This window comes from Streptomyces sp. NPDC021096 (genome assembly GCF_040641275.1).
In the GTDB taxonomy this organism is placed as follows: Bacteria; Actinomycetota; Actinomycetes; order Streptomycetales; family Streptomycetaceae; genus Streptomyces.
The window spans coordinates 1-17,284 of record NZ_JBFADG010000013.1; the positions used below are offsets into that span (position 1 = coordinate 1).

The window sequence follows — 17,284 nt, forward strand, 5'->3', positions numbered from 1 at the left end:
GTGGTCTCCAACCTCACCGGCGCGCAGGCCACCGACGAGCAGCTGCGCTCGGCGGAGTACTGGGTGCGTCACGTCCGTGAGGCGGTCCGCTTCGCGGACGGCGTCCGTACCCTGCAGGCCGAGGGTGTGACGCGTTTCCTGGAGCTCGGCCCGGACGGCGTTCTGTCCGCCATGGCCCGCGAATCGGTGGCCGATGAGGCCGCCGTGATCCTGCCCGTCCTGCGCAAGGGCCGGGCCGAGGAGTCCTCGGTCGTCGACGCGGTGGCGCGACTGCATCTCTGCGGTGCGGGTGTCGACTGGCCGGCGTTCTTCGCCGGTACCGGAGCCCGCCGTGTCGACCTGCCGACCTATGCCTTCCAGCACCAGAGGTTCTGGCCCGCCGTGATGACGATGGGCGGCAGCGCGGAGGCCGTCGGGCTGAAGTCCGCGGAACACCCGCTGCTCAGCGGGGCCGTGGAACTGGCGGGCTCCGACGGGTTCCTGTTCACCGGCCGGCTGGGCGTGCAGTCGCACTCCTGGCTCGCCGACCATGTGGTGATGGGCTCGGTGCTCGTGCCCGGCACGGCGCTGCTGGAGCTTGTGCTGCACGCCGGTGCGGAGGTCGGTTGCGATGCGGTGGAGGAGCTGACCCTGGCCGCGCCGCTGGTCCTGCCCGAGCGGGGCGGCGTCCAGCTGCAGGTGTGGGCCGGTGAACCGGACGGGACCGGACGCCGCGCGGTGACCGTGCACTCCCGCCCGGACGACGCCGATGACCAGCTGTGGACGCTGCACGTCAGCGGCACCCTCGTGACGGCTTCGTCCTCCGCTCCGTCCTCCGCTTCGTCCTCCGCGGCGTTCGACGCCACGGTCTGGCCGCCGCAGGGCGCCGAGCCGGTCGACGTGAACGGCTGCTACGAGCGGTTCGCCGACGCCGGCCTCGAGTACGGCCCCGCGTTCCAGGGGCTGCGGGCGGCATGGCGGGTCGGCGAGGACGTGTTCGCCGAGGTCGCTCTGCCTGACGGCATCGACAGCGAGGCATTCGGCCTGCACCCCGTGTTGTTCGACGCGAGCCTGCACGCGGTCGCGCTGATCGGTCTGCGCGAGGGCAACCGGGCCGGTGTGCCGTTCTCCTGGAGCGGTGTATCGCTGCACGCGGCGGGAGCGTCCGCGGTGCGGGTGCGTCTTTCCCGGACGGGTGAAGGCGACCTCTCGATCGCGATGGCGGACACCATGGGTGCCCCGGTCGCCTCGGTCGAGTCGCTGGCGGTCCGACCGATCGCGGCGGATCAGCTGAACGCTGTCGGCCACGACTCGCTGTTCGAACTCGTCTGGGCCGCGGTCCAGGTGCCGGGCGGTGAGGCGGACGCCGAGGTGTTCACCGGGCCTTCGGTGGAGACGAGCACGGATCTGCTGCCGCTCGCAGAATCGGAAGCAGATGTTCCGAGTGTGGTGCTGGTGCCGGTGGCTGCGACCTGCGGTTCCGATTCCGTGGTGGAGTCGGTGCATGCGGCCGTGTCGCGGGTGCTGGGTCTGGTGCAGTCGTGGTTGGCCGAGGAGCGGTTCGCCGGTTCGCGTCTGATGTTCGTGACGCGGGGCGCGACGACCGGTGACGACCTCGTCGGTGCCGCCGTGTGGGGCCTGATCCGCTCGGCACAGTCCGAGAACCCCGGACGCTTCGGCCTGGTCGACGCCGACGTCGACGAGGACTCCTCGTCGGTCCTGCTGCGTCGGTCGCTCGCTCTGGACGAGCCTCAGCTGGCCGTCCGGGGCGGCGAGGTACTGGCGGCCCGGCTGGCCCGGGTGCCGGCGCCGGTCGAGTCCGGTCCTGCGGTGTGGAGTTCCGAGGGGGCCGTACTGATCACCGGTGGTACGGGTGGTCTGGGCCGTGCGGTGGCGCGCCACCTGGTGGCCGAGCACGGTGTGCGGAGCCTGTTGCTGGTCAGCCGCAGTGGTCCGGCCGCCGAGGGCGTCGAGGATCTTGTCGCGGAGCTGGAGGAGCAGGGCGCGGCGGTGGCCGTGGAGTCCTGTGACGTGACGGACCAGGTCGCGGTGGCCGAGCTGGTGGCGCGGCATCCGGTCTCGGCCGTGGTGCACACGGCAGGTGTGCTGGACGACGGTGTGATCGGGTCGCTGACCCCGGAGCGTCTGTCGGCCGTGCTGCGCCCGAAGGTGGACGCGGCGTGGAACCTGCACCGGGCCACCGAGCACAAGAACCTCTCCGCGTTCGTCGTCTTCTCGTCCGTGGCAGGCACCTTCGGGAGCCCCGGCCAGGCGAACTACGCCGCGGGCAATGCCTTCCTGGACGCTCTCGCACGGTTCCGTCAGGCCGAGGGCCTGCCGGGCGTGTCGCTGGCCTGGGGTCCCTGGACGCAGGACGGCGGAATGACCGGGGCGCTCAGCGACGCCGACGTCGAGCGGATGACCCGGGCGGGTATGCCGCCGTTGTCGGTGGAGCAGGGTCTGGCGCTGTTCGACGCCGCGCTGTCCGGGGCGGAGCCGGCCGTACTGCCGGTGCGTCTCGACCTGGCGGCCTTGCGGGCACTGGGCGACGTACCTGCCCTGCTGCGCGGTCTGGTCCGCAGCCGCGGTCGCAAGGCGGTCACGGCCGGCACCGGAGCAGCCTCCGGGCTGGTGCAGCGCCTGACGGGGCTGACCACCGAGGAGCGGCACGAGCTGCTGCTGGACGTCGTGCGGGGACAGATCGCGGTGGTGCTGGGCCACGCCGGAGTCGCGGAAGTCGACCCGGCCAAGGCCTTCCAGGACCTCGGCTTCGACTCCCTGACGGCAGTGGAACTGCGCAACCGCCTGGGCACGGTCACCGGCCTGCGGCTCCCCGCGACCGCCGTGTTCGACTACCCCAACGCGAACGCCCTGGTGAGCTTCCTCCTGGACGAACTGCTCGGCACCGATCCCGCGGAGGCGCTGGTGCCGGTGCGGGTGTTGCCGCCGGTTGCCGACGATCCGGTGGTGATCGTGGGCATGAGCTGCCGCTACCCGGGTGGGGTGTCCTCTCCCGAGGACCTGTGGCGCCTGGTGTCCGAGGGCGTGGACGCGGTGGGCGGCTTCCCTGCCGACCGCGGCTGGGACGTCGACTCGCTCTACAACCCGGACCCCGACCACAGCGGCACCGTCTACACCCGCTCGGGCGGGTTCCTGAAGGACGCGGGGGAGTTCGACCCGGACTTCTTCGGGATGAGTCCCCGGGAGGCGTTGGCGACGGATTCGCAGCAGCGTCTGTTGCTGGAGACGACCTGGGAGGCGTTGGAGCGGGCCGGTATTGATCCGGTGTCGTTGCGGGGAAGCCAGACGGGTGTCTTCGCGGGTGTGATGTACAACGACTACGCGAATCTGCTCTCCGGTCCCGAGTTCGAGGGGTACCAGGGCAGCGGTAGCGCGGGCAGCGTGGCCTCGGGCCGCGTGTCGTACACCTTCGGTTTCGAAGGTCCGGCGGTCACGGTCGACACGGCCTGCTCGTCCTCTCTCGTGGGCATGCACTTGGCCGCGCAGGCACTGCGGTCGGGTGAGTGCTCGCTGGCGGTGGCCGGTGGCGTGACGGTGATGTCGACGCCGACGACCTTCATCGAGTTCTCCCGCCAGCGGGGCCTCTCGCCCGACGGACGCTGCAAGGCGTTCTCCGATGCGGCGGACGGTGTGGGCTGGTCCGAGGGCGTCGGCATGGTCGTACTCGAGCGGCTGTCGGACGCGCGCCGCAACGGCCACCGTGTGCTGGCCGTGGTGCGTGGCTCTGCGGTCAACCAGGACGGTGCGTCGAACGGTTTGACGGCTCCGAACGGTCCGTCGCAGCAGCGAGTGATCCGCCAGGCCCTGGCCAGCGGCGGACTGTCCGCCGCAGACGTCGATGCGGTCGAGGCACACGGCACGGGTACGACGCTGGGTGACCCGATCGAGGCCCAGGCGCTCCTGGCCACCTACGGTCAGGACCGCGACCGCCCGCTGTGGCTGGGTTCGGTGAAGTCGAATCTCGGTCACACGCAGGCCGCGGCCGGCGTCGCGGGCGTCATCAAGATGGTCATGGCGATGCAGCACGGGGTGCTGCCGAGGACACTGCACGTGGACGCCCCGTCCTCGCACGTGGACTGGAGCGCCGGCGCCGTCGAACTGCTGACACAGCAGACCGCCTGGCCCGAGAGCGACCGCCCGCGTCGCGCGGCCGTCTCCTCCTTCGGCATCAGCGGCACGAACGCGCACGTGGTGCTGGAGCAGCCCGAGCCTGTCGAGGCAACGAATGGACAGACCGAGCCCGCGGTCGAGCCCGGTGTGGTGCCGTGGGTGCTCTCGGGCAAGGCGGTGCCGGCACTGCGCGACCAGGCCGCGCGCCTGCTCACGCACCTGACCGCGCGCGGCGAGGAGGACCTCGTCGACATCGGTCTCTCGCTGGCGACGGAACGGTCGGGCTTCACGCACCGCGCCGTGGTGCTTGCCACGGACCGGGATGCCGCGCTGCGCGCCTTGTCCGCATTGGCGGCCGGCGAGCCGGACGCGGGTGTGGTCGAGGGCCCGGCAGGGTCGGGTCGGTCGGCGTTCTTGTTCTCGGGTCAGGGTTCGCAGCGGGTGGGGATGGGCCGTGAGTTGTACGGCCGGTTCCCGGTCTTTGCCGAGGCGTTCGATGCGGTGTGTGCGGGGCTTGATGAGCACCTGGAGCAGCCGGTTTCTGCTGTCGTCTGGGGCGAGGACGAGGAGCTGCTGAATCAGACGGTGTACGCCCAGGCCGGGCTGTTCGCCGTCGAGGTGGCGCTGTTCAGGCTGGTGGAGTCGTGGGGTGTCCGTCCGGACTTCGTGGCCGGCCACTCCATCGGTGAGGTCGCGGCTGCCCATGTGGCGGGTGTGTTCTCGCTGGCGGATGCGTGTGCGTTGGTCAGTGCCCGGGGGCGTCTGATGCAGGCGCTGCCTGCGGGCGGTGCGATGGTGGCCGTGCAGGCGACCGAGGACGAGGTCCTGCCGCACCTGAACGACGATGTTTCGATCGCTGCCGTCAACGGACCGTCGTCCGTAGTCGTCTCGGGCGCGGAGAGCGCCGTCGAGGCGATCCGGGCGCACTTCGAGGCACAGGGCCGTAAGACGACGCGACTGCGCGTCTCGCACGCGTTCCACTCGCCGTTGATGGACCCGATGCTGGACGACTTCCGCGCGGTTCTGGATGGCCTGTCGTACGCCTCTCCGACCATCCCGGTGGTCTCCAACCTCACCGGCGCGCAGGCCACCGACGAGCAGCTGCGCTCGGCGGAGTACTGGGTGCGTCACGTCCGTGAGGCGGTCCGCTTCGCCGACGGCATCCGTACCCTGCAGGCCGAAGGCGTCACCCGCTTCCTGGAGCTCGGCCCGGACGGCGTTCTGTCCGCCATGGCCCAGGAATCGGTGACCGACGAGGCCGCCGTGCTCGTCCCCGTACTCCGCAGGAACCGGGACGAGTCGCCCGCCCTGCTGACCGCCCTGGCGCAGCTCTACGTCCACGGCGCGAAGGTCCGCTGGTCGGCTGCCTATGCCGGCACGGGCGCCCGGAGCGTCGATCTGCCTACGTACGCCTTCCAGCACCAGCGCTTCTGGCCCGCCGGCTCGGCGATGCGTGCCGGGGATATCCGGTTCGCTGGTCTGGGTTCGGCGGAGCACCCGATGCTGGGCGCGGCCGTGGAACTGGTCAATACCGATGGCTACCTCTTCACCGGGCGTCTGTCGGTGCAGTCGCATCCCTGGCTCGCCGACCACGTCGTCATGGGTTCGGTTCTCGTGCCCGGTACGGCCCTGCTGGAGCTGGCGATTCGTGCGGGTGACGAGACTGGTTGCGGTGCGGTGGAGGAGTTGACGCTTGCCGCGCCGCTGGTGCTGCCCGAGCAGGGTGGCGTTCAGGTGCAGGTGTGGGTCGGTGAGCCGGACGACGCAGGTCGCCGCGCTCTCACCATCCACTCCCGCCCCGACAATGCGCAGGCACAGCAGCCCTGGACCCTGCACGCTCAGGGAACCCTGGCAGCCGAAGCGGCAGCGGTGGCGTTCGACGCGGCCGTGTGGCCGCCGGAAGGTGCCGAGCCGGTCGACGTGTCCGACTGCTACGAGCGGTTCGCGGATGCCGGGTTCGAGTACGGCCCGGTGTTCCAGGGCCTGCGGGCAGCCTGGCGCCTGGGCGAGGACGTGTTCGCCGAAGTCGGCCTGCCCGACGGCGTGGACGGCGGAGCCTTCGGGCTCCACCCGGCGCTCTTCGACGCGAGCCTGCACGCCTCCGCCTTCGGCGGGGACGACGACCAGGAGAGCGGCGGCGTGCCGTTCTCGTGGAGCGGGGTCAGCCTGCATGCGGCCGGCGCTTCCGCCGTACGGGTTCGCCTGTCGCGCGGAGGCGACGGCGCGGTGTCGATCGCGCTCGCGGACACCGCGGGCGCGCCGGTCGCCTCCGTCGAGTCGCTGATGGTCCGTCCGATCTCGGCCGAGCAGCTCAATGCCGCTGATCACGACGCGCTGTTCAAGGTCGACTGGACCACGGTCCAGCTCAACGCCATGGCAGCCGCGACCGAGTCCCTGGCCGTCGTCGGCCCGGACCCGCTCGGCCTCGCCGGTGTTCTGGCTGGCGACGGGACTGCCGACGGGACCGCCGTCTTCGCGGACTTCGCATCCCTGAGCGCGGTCGCGGCAGCGGACGTTCCGGACGTCGTGCTCGTGTCGTCGGCAGGCGACGTCGCCGGATCCGGCTCCGACGACACGGCCGGGTCGGTTCACGCGCTGACATCGCGGGTGCTGGACCAGGTGAAGTCCTGGCTGGCCGACGAGCGGTTCGCCGCGTCGCGCCTGGTGTTCGTCACCCGGGGCGCGACGACCGGAGAGGACCTCCCGGGAGCCGCGGCGTGGGGCCTGGTGCGCTCGGCGCAGGCGGAGAACCCCGGGCGCTTCGGCCTGGTGGACCTCGACGGTGCAGACGGAACTTCGGCAGTTCTGCCGAAGGCGCTCGCCCTGGACGAGCCGCAGCTGGCGATCCGGGGCGGCGAGGTGCTGGCACCTCGGCTGGCCCGGGTGCCGGCGCCGGAGGCCCTGGTCGAGTCCGGTCCTGCGGTGTGGGGCTCGGACGGCACGGTGCTGATCACCGGTGGCACGGGCGGTCTCGGTCGCGTCGTGGCACGGCACTTGGTGGCCGAGCACGGTGTGCGGAGCCTGTTGCTGGTCAGCCGCAGTGGTCCGGCCGCCGAGGGCGTCGAGGAGCTCATTGCCGAGCTGAAGGAGCAGGGCGCGGCTGTGGCCGTGGAGTCCTGTGACGTGACGGACCAGGCGGCCGTGGCCGAGCTGGTGGGGCGGCATCCGGTCTCGGCCGTGGTGCACACCGCCGGCGTACTGGACGACGGCGTGATCGGCTCCCTCACCCCGGAGCGTCTGTCGGCCGTCCTGCGTCCGAAGGTGGACGCGGCGTGGAACCTGCACCGGGCCACCGAGCACCTCGGGCTCCACACCTTCGTCACCTTCTCCTCGGCCGCCGGTACGTTCGGCAACCCGGGCCAGGCGAACTACGCCGCGGGCAACGCCTTCCTGGACGCCCTGGCGCAGTACCGCCGGGCCGCGGGACTGCCGGCCGCCTCGCTGGCGTGGGGGCCCTGGACCAAGGACAGCGGCATGACCGGGGCACTGCAGGACGCGGCCGCACAGCGGATCGCCCGCTCGGGCATGCCGGAGCTCTCTCCCGAGGAAGGCGTGGCGCTGTTCGACGCCGCGCTGACCACGGCCGAGGCCGTGGTGCTCCCGGTGCGCCTGGACCTGGCGGCGCTGCGGGCGCAGGGCGAGATCCACCCGCTGCTGCGCGGACTGATCCGGACGTCCGCCCGCCGGTCGGCCACGGCCGGATCCGGCGCCGGGGCCGCGGCGGCCGCCGAACTCGCCCAGCGCCTGTCCGCGCTGTCCATGGCCGAGCGGCACGATGTGCTGCTGGACGTGGTGCGCGGTCAGATCGCGGTCGTCCTCGGACACGCGGGTGCGGAGACGGTGGATCCGGAGCGGGCGTTCCAGGACCTCGGGTTCGACTCCCTGACCTCGGTGGAGCTGCGGAACCGCCTGAGCGCGCTCACCGGGGTCCGGTTGCCGGCCACCCTGCTGTTCGACTACCCGACCCCCGCGGAGCTGGTCGACCACCTCTACGGGCTGGTCGTGCCGGAGGAGCCCTCGGGGCCGGAGTCGCTGCTGAGCGACCTCGACCGGCTGGAGAAGGCGTTCGGCGAGCTGGAGGTCGACGAGGAGGCCCACGAGCAGATAGCGGGCCGCCTCGAGGTGCTCAAGGCGAAGTGGAGCGCCCTGCGCAAGGACGCACGGGCCGAGGACGACTTCGACTTCGACTCCGCTTCCGATGAAGAGGTCTTCGACCTCCTCGACAACGAGCTCGGCCTCTCCTGACCGAATGAACCGAACGATCTGAGGAAAGCCCGAGGGCCCGGTCTTCTCGAAGACCGGGCCCTCGGGCTTGTGCCGTGCCGGAGAACGAAGCAAACGAAGCAAACGAAGCAGAAGGCATGCGAAAAGCGGCGGACGGCCTCTGCCGTCCGCCGCTTTTCGTGGTCAGGTGAGCGGACTAACCGGCGCTGTCGCCGTCCATGAGCCGGAAGAGCTCCTCGTCCGTGGCCGCCTCGATGTCGATGCCGCCCTTCGCCACCGCCGGGGAGGGCGCCCACTGCGCCGCCACGGCCTTCAGCCGGGCCGCCGTCTCCGCGTCCATGCCGGCGCCGGCCGCGAGCATGCTCTCCAGTTCGTCCACGAGAGCGGCCGCATCCCGCTGCGTGCCCCCGGCGGAGCGGCCGAGGCCCTCCCGTACGAGGCTCTCCCCTACGAGGCGGGCGATGGCGGTGGGGGTCGGGTGGTCGAAGACGAGCGTGGTCGGCAGCTGCATGCCGGTGACCGAGATCAGCCGGTTGCGCAGCTCTATCGCGTTCACCGAGTTGATGCCCATGTCGGAGAAGGACTGGTCGGCCGCTTCGTCGCCCTGCGGCATTTGTCCGCCGAGTACGGCCGTGACCTCGGCCAGCACCATGGCCAGCAGGGCCTCTTCCCGTTCGGGATCGCCGAGGCCGGACAGCCGCAAGGACAGCGAAGGCCCTTCGCCGCCTTCCGCGCTGTCGGCGGAGTGCCACCCATCGCCGTCGGCCGTACCGCCGAGCTCCGTACCCGGTGTCGGCCAGTACCTGCGGTGCTGGAAGGCGTACGTCGGCAGCGGCACGGCCGCGGCTTCCGGCAGGACGGCCCGCCACGCGACCGGCATTCCGTGGCCGTGGAGCCGGGCGATCGCCGTGAGCACATCGCGTACTTCTCCGCGAACCCCGTGCTCCCCGCGATCCCCGTGCTCCCCGCGCACCGTGGGCACCACCGCGGCCGTCGGCCCGCGCCCGGCGGAACCGAGGCACTCGTCGATCATCGGAGTGAGCGCGGGAGCCGGTCCCAGCTCCACGAAGACCGCGGTCCGCTCGGACCGCAGGTGTTCCACGGCGTCCTTGAAGCGCACCGCGTCCCGTACGTGCCGGACCCAGTACTCCGGGTCCTTGGCCTCTTCCGCGGTCAGCGGGCGGCCGGTGAGGCAGGAGACGAGCGTCATCGACGGCTCGGAGAAGGAGAGGGCGCCGACGGCGGCACGGAAGTCCGCGAGCATGGGGTCCATCAACGGCGAGTGGAAGGCGTGGCTGACCACGAGCTGCTTGGCCTTGTGCCCGGCTGCGACGAGCCTGTCGGTGAGCTCGGCGAGCGGTGCCGCGGCCCCGGAGAGCACGACCGAACGCGGTCCGTTCACCGCGGCGATCGACACGCGGTCCGTCAGCCCCTCCAGCCACGGGGCCACCTCGTGCTCCGCGATGCGCACGGCCACCATGGCCCCGCCCGCGGGCAGCGCCCGCATCAGCCGGCTCCTGGCCGCGACCAGGACGCACGCGTCCGGCAGCGAGAGCACTCCCGCCACGTGCGCGGCGGCTATCTCGCCGACCGAGTGCCCGGCCAGGAGGTCCGGGACCGCTCCCCATGAGGCGAAGAGCCGGTACGACGCCACTTCGACGGCGAACAGTGCCGGCTGCGTGTACCCGGTGTCGTCGAGGAGAGCCGCGGCCTCTGAGCCGGGGTCGGCCCACATCACCGAGGTCAGGGGCCGGTCCAGCAGCGGGTCGAGCGCCGCGCAGACCTCGCGCAGGGCGTCGTCGAACACGGGGAACGCCTCGGCGAGCTCACGCCCCATGCCGAGCCGTTGGCTGCCCTGGCCGGTGAAGACGAAGGCGCACTTGCCACGGCCGTCCGATGCGTCGCCCTGCTCCCGGACGACCATGCCGGGGGACTCACCGCGCCCGAACGCCGCCGCGGCCGCGGCCAGCCCGGCACCGTCGGAGCCGGTCACGACGGCCCGGAAGGGGTGCAGGGCACGGGTCGTGGCCAGCGAATAGGCGATGTCCCGGGCGGACGAACGGGGATGCGCGGCGAGGTGTTCGGCCAGCCGCCGCGCCTGCGCCCGCAGCGCGGGCTCGCTCCGGGCGGACAGCAGCCATGGCACGGCCGGGCCGGCATCCGGTACGGCCGGCCGCGACCCGGGCTCCTGTAGCTCCGCCGACGCCGCTGCCTCTGTCGGCTCTGCCGACTCGGCCACCTCTCCCGTCTCCGCCGACTTGGCCACCTCTCCCGGCTCCGCCACCTCCGCCACCGCTCCCGGCTCCGGCGGTTCCTCCAGGATCACGTGGGCGTTGGTGCCGCTGATCCCGAACGAGGACACACCGGCCCGGCGTACGCGTCCGCTCCGCCTGGGCCAGGGCCGAGCCTCGGTCAGCAGGCTCACCGCGCCGGTGGACCAGTCGACGTGGGACGTCGGCCGCTCGGCGTGCAAAGTCTTCGGCAGGACGCCGTGTTCCAGGGCCAGCACCGTCTTGATCACTCCGGCGACCCCGGCGGCGGCCTGCGTGTGCCCGATGTTCGACTTGACCGAGCCCAGCCACAGCGGCTGTCCGTCCTCGGGGCGCGCCCGGCCGTAGGTCGCGAGCAGCGCCTGGGCCTCGATGGGGTCGCCGAGCGTCGTTCCGGTGCCGTGGCCCTCCACCGCGTCCACGTCCTGCGGCGCGAGCCCGGCACGGTCCAGCGCCTGGTGGATCACGCGCTGCTGCGCGGGCCCGTTCGGCGCGGTGAGGCCGTTCGACGCCCCGTCCTGGTTGACCGCGGAGCCGCGCACCACGGCCAGCACCCGGTGCCCGTTGCGCCGTGCGTCGCTCAGCCGCTCCAGCAGGAGCAGCCCGACGCCCTCGGACCACGCGGCACCGTCGGCGGCGTCCGCGTACGACTTGCAGCGGCCGTCCGGGGACAGCCCGCGCAGCCTGGAGAACTCCACGAACGACGACGGCGTCGCCATGACGGCGACACCACCGGCCAGCGCGAGGGACGACTCGCCCGACCGCAGGGACTGGCACGCCAGGTGCAGGGCGACGAGCGAGGACGAGCACGCCGTGTCCACGGTGAGCGCCGGGCCCTCGAACCCGTAGGCGTAGGCGATGCGCCCGGACAGCGCGCTGGCCGCCGTGCCGATGCCGAGCAGCCCCTCCAGTTCCCCGGAGCCGGCGGCGCCGTGGGCGGTCGCGTAGTCGTGGTACATCGCGCCGGTGAAGACGCCGGTGCGGGTGCCCTTGAGCGTCCTCGGGTCGATCTGCGCCCGTTCGAAGGCCTCCCAGGCCGTTTCGAGGAGGAGCCGCTGCTGGGGGTCGGTCGCCAGGGCCTCGCGCTCGGACATGTCGAAGAAGCCGGCGTCGAAGTGGCCCGCGTCGTACAGGAAGCCGCCTTCGCGGGCGTAGGACGTGCCCCGGTGGTCGGGGTCCGCGTCGTACAGCGCCTCGAGGTCCCAGCCGCGGTCGGCCGGGAAGGCCGAGACGGCGTCGGTCTCCCCGACGACCAGGTCCCACAGGTCTTCCGGGGAGAGCGCTCCTCCCGGCAGGCGGCAGGCCATGCCGACGATGACCACCGGATCCGCGGGATCGGTGGCGCCGCCGTCAGATGCCGGAAGGCGATCCCGCGTTCCCTCCGGCTCTTCCTGCGACCGGCCCGCCAGGAATCGTGCGACCGTGACGGGCGTCGGGAAGTCGAAGGCGAGAGTGGCGGGAAGGGGGGCTCCGGTCGCCTCCTGCAGCGCGTTGCGCAGCCGGATGGTGAGGATCGAGTCGAGGCCCAGGCTGCGGAAGGTGGCCTCAGGGGCGATGCCGCCCGCCACGCCTTCGGCGTCCTTCCCCAGCACCTTGGCCACGCAGGCGCCCACCAGGTCGAGGGCTTCGTCGACGGTGCGCGGCGCGCCCTGCGGGGCACCGGCCCCCTCGCGGCGTGCCGGCGAGGTGACGGCGTCCGTGCCGAGCATCTGCTGCAGGGCCCGCCGGTGGAGCTTTCCGGCGGGGGTGAGGGGGAGTTCGCCGACCGTGACCAGTTCGAGGGGGATCTTGTAGTCGGCCACGCCCCGGTCCTGCAGGAAGTCGGTCACCTCCGTGAGGCCGATCGCGGGATCGGCCCGGTCGGTCAGGACCAGGCACGGGTACTCCCCGAGCCGGGGGTCGGGCTTGCCGAGGACGGCGAGCGGGCCGATCCCGGGAAGCGCGGCGAGCAGGCCCTGGATCTCGGTGGCGTTGAACTTCCTGCCGCCCACGTTGATGAGTTCGGCCGCCCGGCCGTGGAAGGCCACCAGGCCGTCCGCGTCGACGCCGGCGAGGTCGCCGGTCCGCAGCCAGCCCTCGTCCGTCACCGCGGACCCGGTGAGCTCCGGATCGCCGAAATAGCCCCGGAACATTCCGGGGCTTCGGTACTGCAGTTCGCCGACCTCGCCCGGCGGACACTCCCTGCCGTCCTGGTCGACGACGCGGACGCGGGCACCGGCCGTCGGCCGTCCCACGCTGCGCACGGCGACCTCGGCGGGGTCGTCGGCCAGGGTGCAGGTGCCGGTGCCCAGCTCGGACATGCCCCACACCACGACGAGGGCGCAGTCGAGCGCCGCCCTGACGTCCTCGACGAGCGCACCCGGGATGGCCGCACCCGCCGTCCGTACCTCCCTGGGGCGGAACCCGGCGCTCTCCCCGGTCTCCGAGAGCCGCGCGACGACGTCGTGCAGCTGCGTGGGCACGGCGAAGACGACGCTCGGTCCGGCCTGCCGGGCCAGCTCCAGGAAGCGGTCCGGGTCCCAGCCGCCCAGCAGAACCTGCCGGCACGCGGCGAAGAGCGCCGAATGCATCGACTGCAGACCGAACAGATGGGTGAGGGGGCAGGCCGTGATGACCGCCGTGGCGAACGCCTCGGCGGCATCCGCCGTCACGGACGCCGTGTTCGACAACAGGCCGTCGTGGCTGTGCACACAGATCTTCGGCCGCGCGGACGTCGTGCCCGAGGACGGCACGAGGACGAAGGGCATCTCCGGCCGTACGTCCACCGGACGCGGGGAGGCGCCCTGCCAGGTGTCGCGCAGCGCCTCCAGCGAGAACACGCCCGGGGCCGCCGGCTCACCGGCCGCCCCGGCGATCACCACGGCCCGCAGCGAGGGCACGGTCCGCAGCAGCGCGTCCGCGCCCAGCGGCCCCTGCCCGCCCGGGCCTGCGGCGTCCTGCGTGCTGTGCGGCAGGACCACGGCGACCGGTTCGACGCGGGTCAGGAGCGCGTGGACGTCCTTGCTGCCGTTGCCCAGGTGGACGGGCATCATGACGGCGCCCACGGTCGCGACGGCGATGTGCAGCGTCTGGAACTCCGCGGAGTTCGGCAGGTGGACCGCCACCACGTCGCCCGCCCCGACCCCCAGTTCCTGCAGGGCCCGGGCCATGGCGGCGACCTCCGCGTCCCACTGGCGCCAGGTCAGCGACCGTTCGCCGTCCGAGAGGGCCACCGCCTCGGGGTCGGTGGCCACGGCGGCCCGGAACACCTCCGGAAGCGTGAAGCCGCCCAGCGCGCTGCCGCCGCCTCCGGGGTCGGCGGACGGATCGATCGCGTAGTCATCTGTGTGGACGGACACTGTCACTCCCGTATCAAGCGTTTGCGTTGGCTTCGCCGGCCGCCGCTGTCCGCCACGGCCGTTTCCGCTACGACCGCGCCGGTTCCCCGGCCACGGCGGTTCTACGGCCCGGGAACCCGGCGCCCAGCAGCCGCAGGAGGGGCGTCGCCTTGACCGCCGTCTCCTCGAACTCCGCCTCCGGGTCCGACAGCGCGATGATCGCGCCGCCCACCCCGTAGCGGAGGCGGTCCCCGTGCAGCACCACCGTGCGGATGACGATGCTCAGATCGGCCGCCCCCGTCAGGGAGAAGTAGCCGATGGCCCCGGAGTACACGCCCCGCGGCCCGCCTTCGAGCCGGTCGATGATCTGCATGGTCCGGATCTTCGGCGCCCCGGTCATCGAGCCGCCGGGGAACGCGGCCCGGACCCCCGCCACGGTGCTGCTGTCCGCGCGCAGCTTCGCCCGTACCGTGCTCACCAGCTGGTGCACGGTGGCGTAGCTCTCGACCTGGAAGACCGGGGCCGCGCTGACCGAGCCGACCTCGGCGCACCGGCCGAGGTCGTGCCGGACCAGGTCGACGATCATCAGGTTCTCGGCCCGGTCCTTCTCGCAGTTCGCCAGCTCGGAGACCAGCGCCGCGTCCTCCTGCGGGGTGGCGCCCCGGGGACGGGTCCCCTTGATGGGCTTGGACTCCATCACCCCGGCGCGGTCGATGCGCAGGAAGCGCTCCGGTGACGTGCTGAGCACGGACAGGTCGGCGAAGTGCAGGTAGGCGCCGAACGGCGCCGGGCTGGTGCGGCGCAGGAAACGGTAGGCCTGCCACGGGTCGAGACCGGCGGCCTCGGCCTCGATCATGTTGGTGAGGCACACCTCGTACGTCTCACCGGCCTTGATCTCCTCCTGGCACGCGTCGATCAGCTCGAGGTACGCCTCGCGGTCGTGCCGCAGCCGTACGTCGGCGGCCTGCCGGGGCTCGGGGGCCTCGCAGGGGGCGGGCGCCCGGCCCGCGATGTCCCCGAGGGCCGTCGCCGCGCTCCGCAGCCACTCCCGGGCCGGCTCCTCCTCGCCGTGCTCGGCCAGGGCCAGCAGATAGGTGGTGTCCGAGCGGTGGTCGAGGACGAGCGCGCGGTCGGCGAAGACCATCGCCGCGTCGGGCTCGGCCGCGCGGTGCGCCCCGTCGCCGTCGCACTCCGCCTTCAGTTCGTAGCCGAGGTAGCCGGCCCAGCCGAGCGCGAAGTCGAAGGGCAGCTCCGGCGCGTCGACCCGCATGGACCGCAGGTCCCGGTCCAGCCACTCCAGGAACGTGTCCGCGACGACGCGCGTGGAGCCGGCGGACGTCACGGTCACCGTGCCGTCGAACACGTCGGCCTTGGCGACCCGGGCGAGCGGCCCGGAGGCGTCACCCATGATCGAGAGCTCTCCGAGGGCGCCGCCCGTCCGGCTGCTGTCCAGCCAGAACGGGTGGTCGCCCGTCCGGAACAGCCGGTCGAAGGCCACTTCGGGGTCCCAGCGGGTGGGCAGCTGCTCCACGACGACCCGCAGCTGGCGGACGTCCGCGTTGGTGTCGAGGTCCGCCGGGGCGAGCACCGCCGGCGCGGTGGCGGCCACGGCCGGCCGCGGCGTCCGGGCGGCGGCCGGTCCCCTGCGGGAGCGGTGCTGTTCGGTCAGCCGGCGGAAGTTCGCCAGCAGCCGGTGGCCGCCCTCGGTGCCTATGGACTCGGGGTGGAACTGCACGCCCCACAGAGGCAGTTCGCGGTGGCGCAGCGCCATGACCACCCCGTCCTCGGCCCAGGCCGTGGGCTCGAGGTCGGGGGAGTCGCCGGTCACGGCGAGCGAGTGGTAGCGGACCACCTCCAGCGGGGAAGGCAGCCCCTCGAAGAGGCCGGTGCCGTCGTGCCGGACCACCGACGTGCGGCCGTGGCGGGGCTCGGGGGCCCGTCCGACGGGGGCGCCGTGGGCGAGCGCCAGCCCCTGGTGGCCCAGGCAGACGCCGAGGACGGGCAGTCTGCCCTCGGCGGCTATCTGGGCGCAGAAGCCGAAGTCCGCCGGGCGGTGGGGCGTACCGGGCCCGGGGGAGAGCACCACGTTGTCGAACGTGTCCAGGAGCTCCGGCTTCCACGCCGGGTCGTCGTTGCGGATGACCTCGGGCTCTTCCCCGTTCACCTCGGCGAGGTAGTGGAAGAGGTTGTAGGTGAAGGAGTCGTAGTTGTCGACCAGCAGCGTACGCATCAACTTTTCCCGATTTTCTCGAGTTCGCGCGATATCTGGCCGTTCACCGCCGCCTGCTGGGAGGCGAGGAAGAAGTGTCCGCCGGGGAACACCTCGAGCCGGAAGGCCCCTTCGGTGTGCCGCTCCCAGGCCGCCGCTTCCTCGAGCGTCGTCCTGGGGTCGGCATCACCGGTCAGTACGGTGATGGGGCAGCGGACCGCGCGGTCCTCGGGGTCGCAGCGGTAGGTCTCGATGGCCTGGTAGTCACCGCGGATGGCCGGCATGGCCATCTTGAGGATCTCGTCGTCGCCGAGCAGCCCCGGGGCGGTGCCGTTGAGGAGCTTGAGCTCGGCGATGATGCCGTCGTCGTCGCGCTCGTGCACCGTCTCGGGGCGGGTCGTGGCCGGGGCCCTGCGGCCGGAGGCGATGATGGCCCGTGGCGCGCCCGCGCCCTTCTGCTCCAGCCGCCACGCCGTTTCGAAGGCGAGCACGGCACCCATGCTGTGCCCGAAGAAGAGGGTGGGCTTCTCGCTCTGGGTCAGGAGCAGTTCGGTGATCCGGTCGGCCAGCACACCGATGTCGGTGATGCACGGCTCGTGCCGCCGGTCCTGCCGCCCGGGGTACTGCAGGGCGATCACGTCGGCGACGGCGGAGTGCACCGCCGAGACGGGGTGGTAGAAGCTGGCCGACCCGCCGGCGTGGGGGAAACAGACCAGCCGGACGCCGCTGTTCCCGGCCGGGTGGTAGCGCCGGAGCCAAAGGGCCGCGGAATTGTCCATGGAATGGGCCGTGCTGTTCAAGAGCTTGGGTCCTTTCTGTGCGGGGGAAGCACTTTCCGGGCCACAGTGCATCGCACAGGGAACGCGCAAATCACTAGAGTCGGCCGGTGGTCGACCGTCGGAAAGTCAGTCCTCGTGGACCATGATCGTACGGGCCGGGCAGAGGTCGCCCGCCTGCCAGACGGCGTCCGTCTCGGAGGCGTCGGGCTCGGTGGTCAGGACGATGACCAGGCCGTCGTCGTCCTGGTCGAAGACCGCCGGTGCGGTCAGGACGCACTGGCCCGCCCCGACGCAGCGGTCGGTGTCGACGGTGATACGTATCAAGGGGTTCTCCTGCGGCGAATGAAGGCCTCCCGGGCCGTGAGCGGTCGGCCC

The 17,284-nt window shown here is 72.4% G+C and carries 5 protein-coding genes; 1 reads left to right on the forward strand and 4 read right to left on the reverse strand.

Going from position 1 to position 17,284, the window contains the following annotated elements; genetic code table 11:
• Positions 1–63: 63 nt before the first annotated feature.
• Entirely contained in the window at positions 64–8,355 is an 8,292-nt protein-coding gene (locus tag AB0G59_RS18315) for an SDR family NAD(P)-dependent oxidoreductase (RefSeq protein ID WP_360912750.1), read from the forward strand.
• A 175-nt stretch (positions 8,356–8,530) separates the two neighbouring features.
• Here the strand turns inward: AB0G59_RS18315 and AB0G59_RS18320 are convergent, their stop codons facing one another.
• The 4 genes from AB0G59_RS18320 to AB0G59_RS18335 all read right to left on the reverse strand — a co-directional run bounded on the left by AB0G59_RS18320 (position 8,531) and on the right by AB0G59_RS18335 (position 17,230).
• Positions 8,531–13,915 carry a beta-ketoacyl synthase N-terminal-like domain-containing protein gene (locus AB0G59_RS18320; RefSeq protein ID WP_360912957.1) on the reverse strand — a complete coding sequence of 1,795 codons (5,385 nt, stop codon included), beginning with the start codon at positions 13,913–13,915 and terminating at the stop codon, positions 8,531–8,533.
• 94 nt (positions 13,916–14,009) lie between these two features.
• On the reverse strand, positions 14,010–16,151 hold the full coding sequence (gene pabB / locus AB0G59_RS18325) for an aminodeoxychorismate synthase component I (RefSeq protein WP_360912752.1): 2,142 nt from the start codon (positions 16,149–16,151) through the stop codon (positions 14,010–14,012).
• Positions 16,151–16,909, reverse strand: a complete 759-nt coding sequence (locus AB0G59_RS18330) for an alpha/beta fold hydrolase (protein WP_360912754.1) — start codon at positions 16,907–16,909, stop codon at positions 16,151–16,153. The genes pabB and AB0G59_RS18330 overlap by 1 nt, the downstream gene beginning before the upstream one ends.
• A gap of 126 nt (positions 16,910–17,035) precedes the next feature.
• Entirely contained in the window at positions 17,036–17,230 is a 195-nt protein-coding gene (locus tag AB0G59_RS18335) for a ferredoxin (RefSeq protein WP_071962260.1), read from the reverse strand.
• Positions 17,231–17,284: the final 54 nt, after the last annotated feature.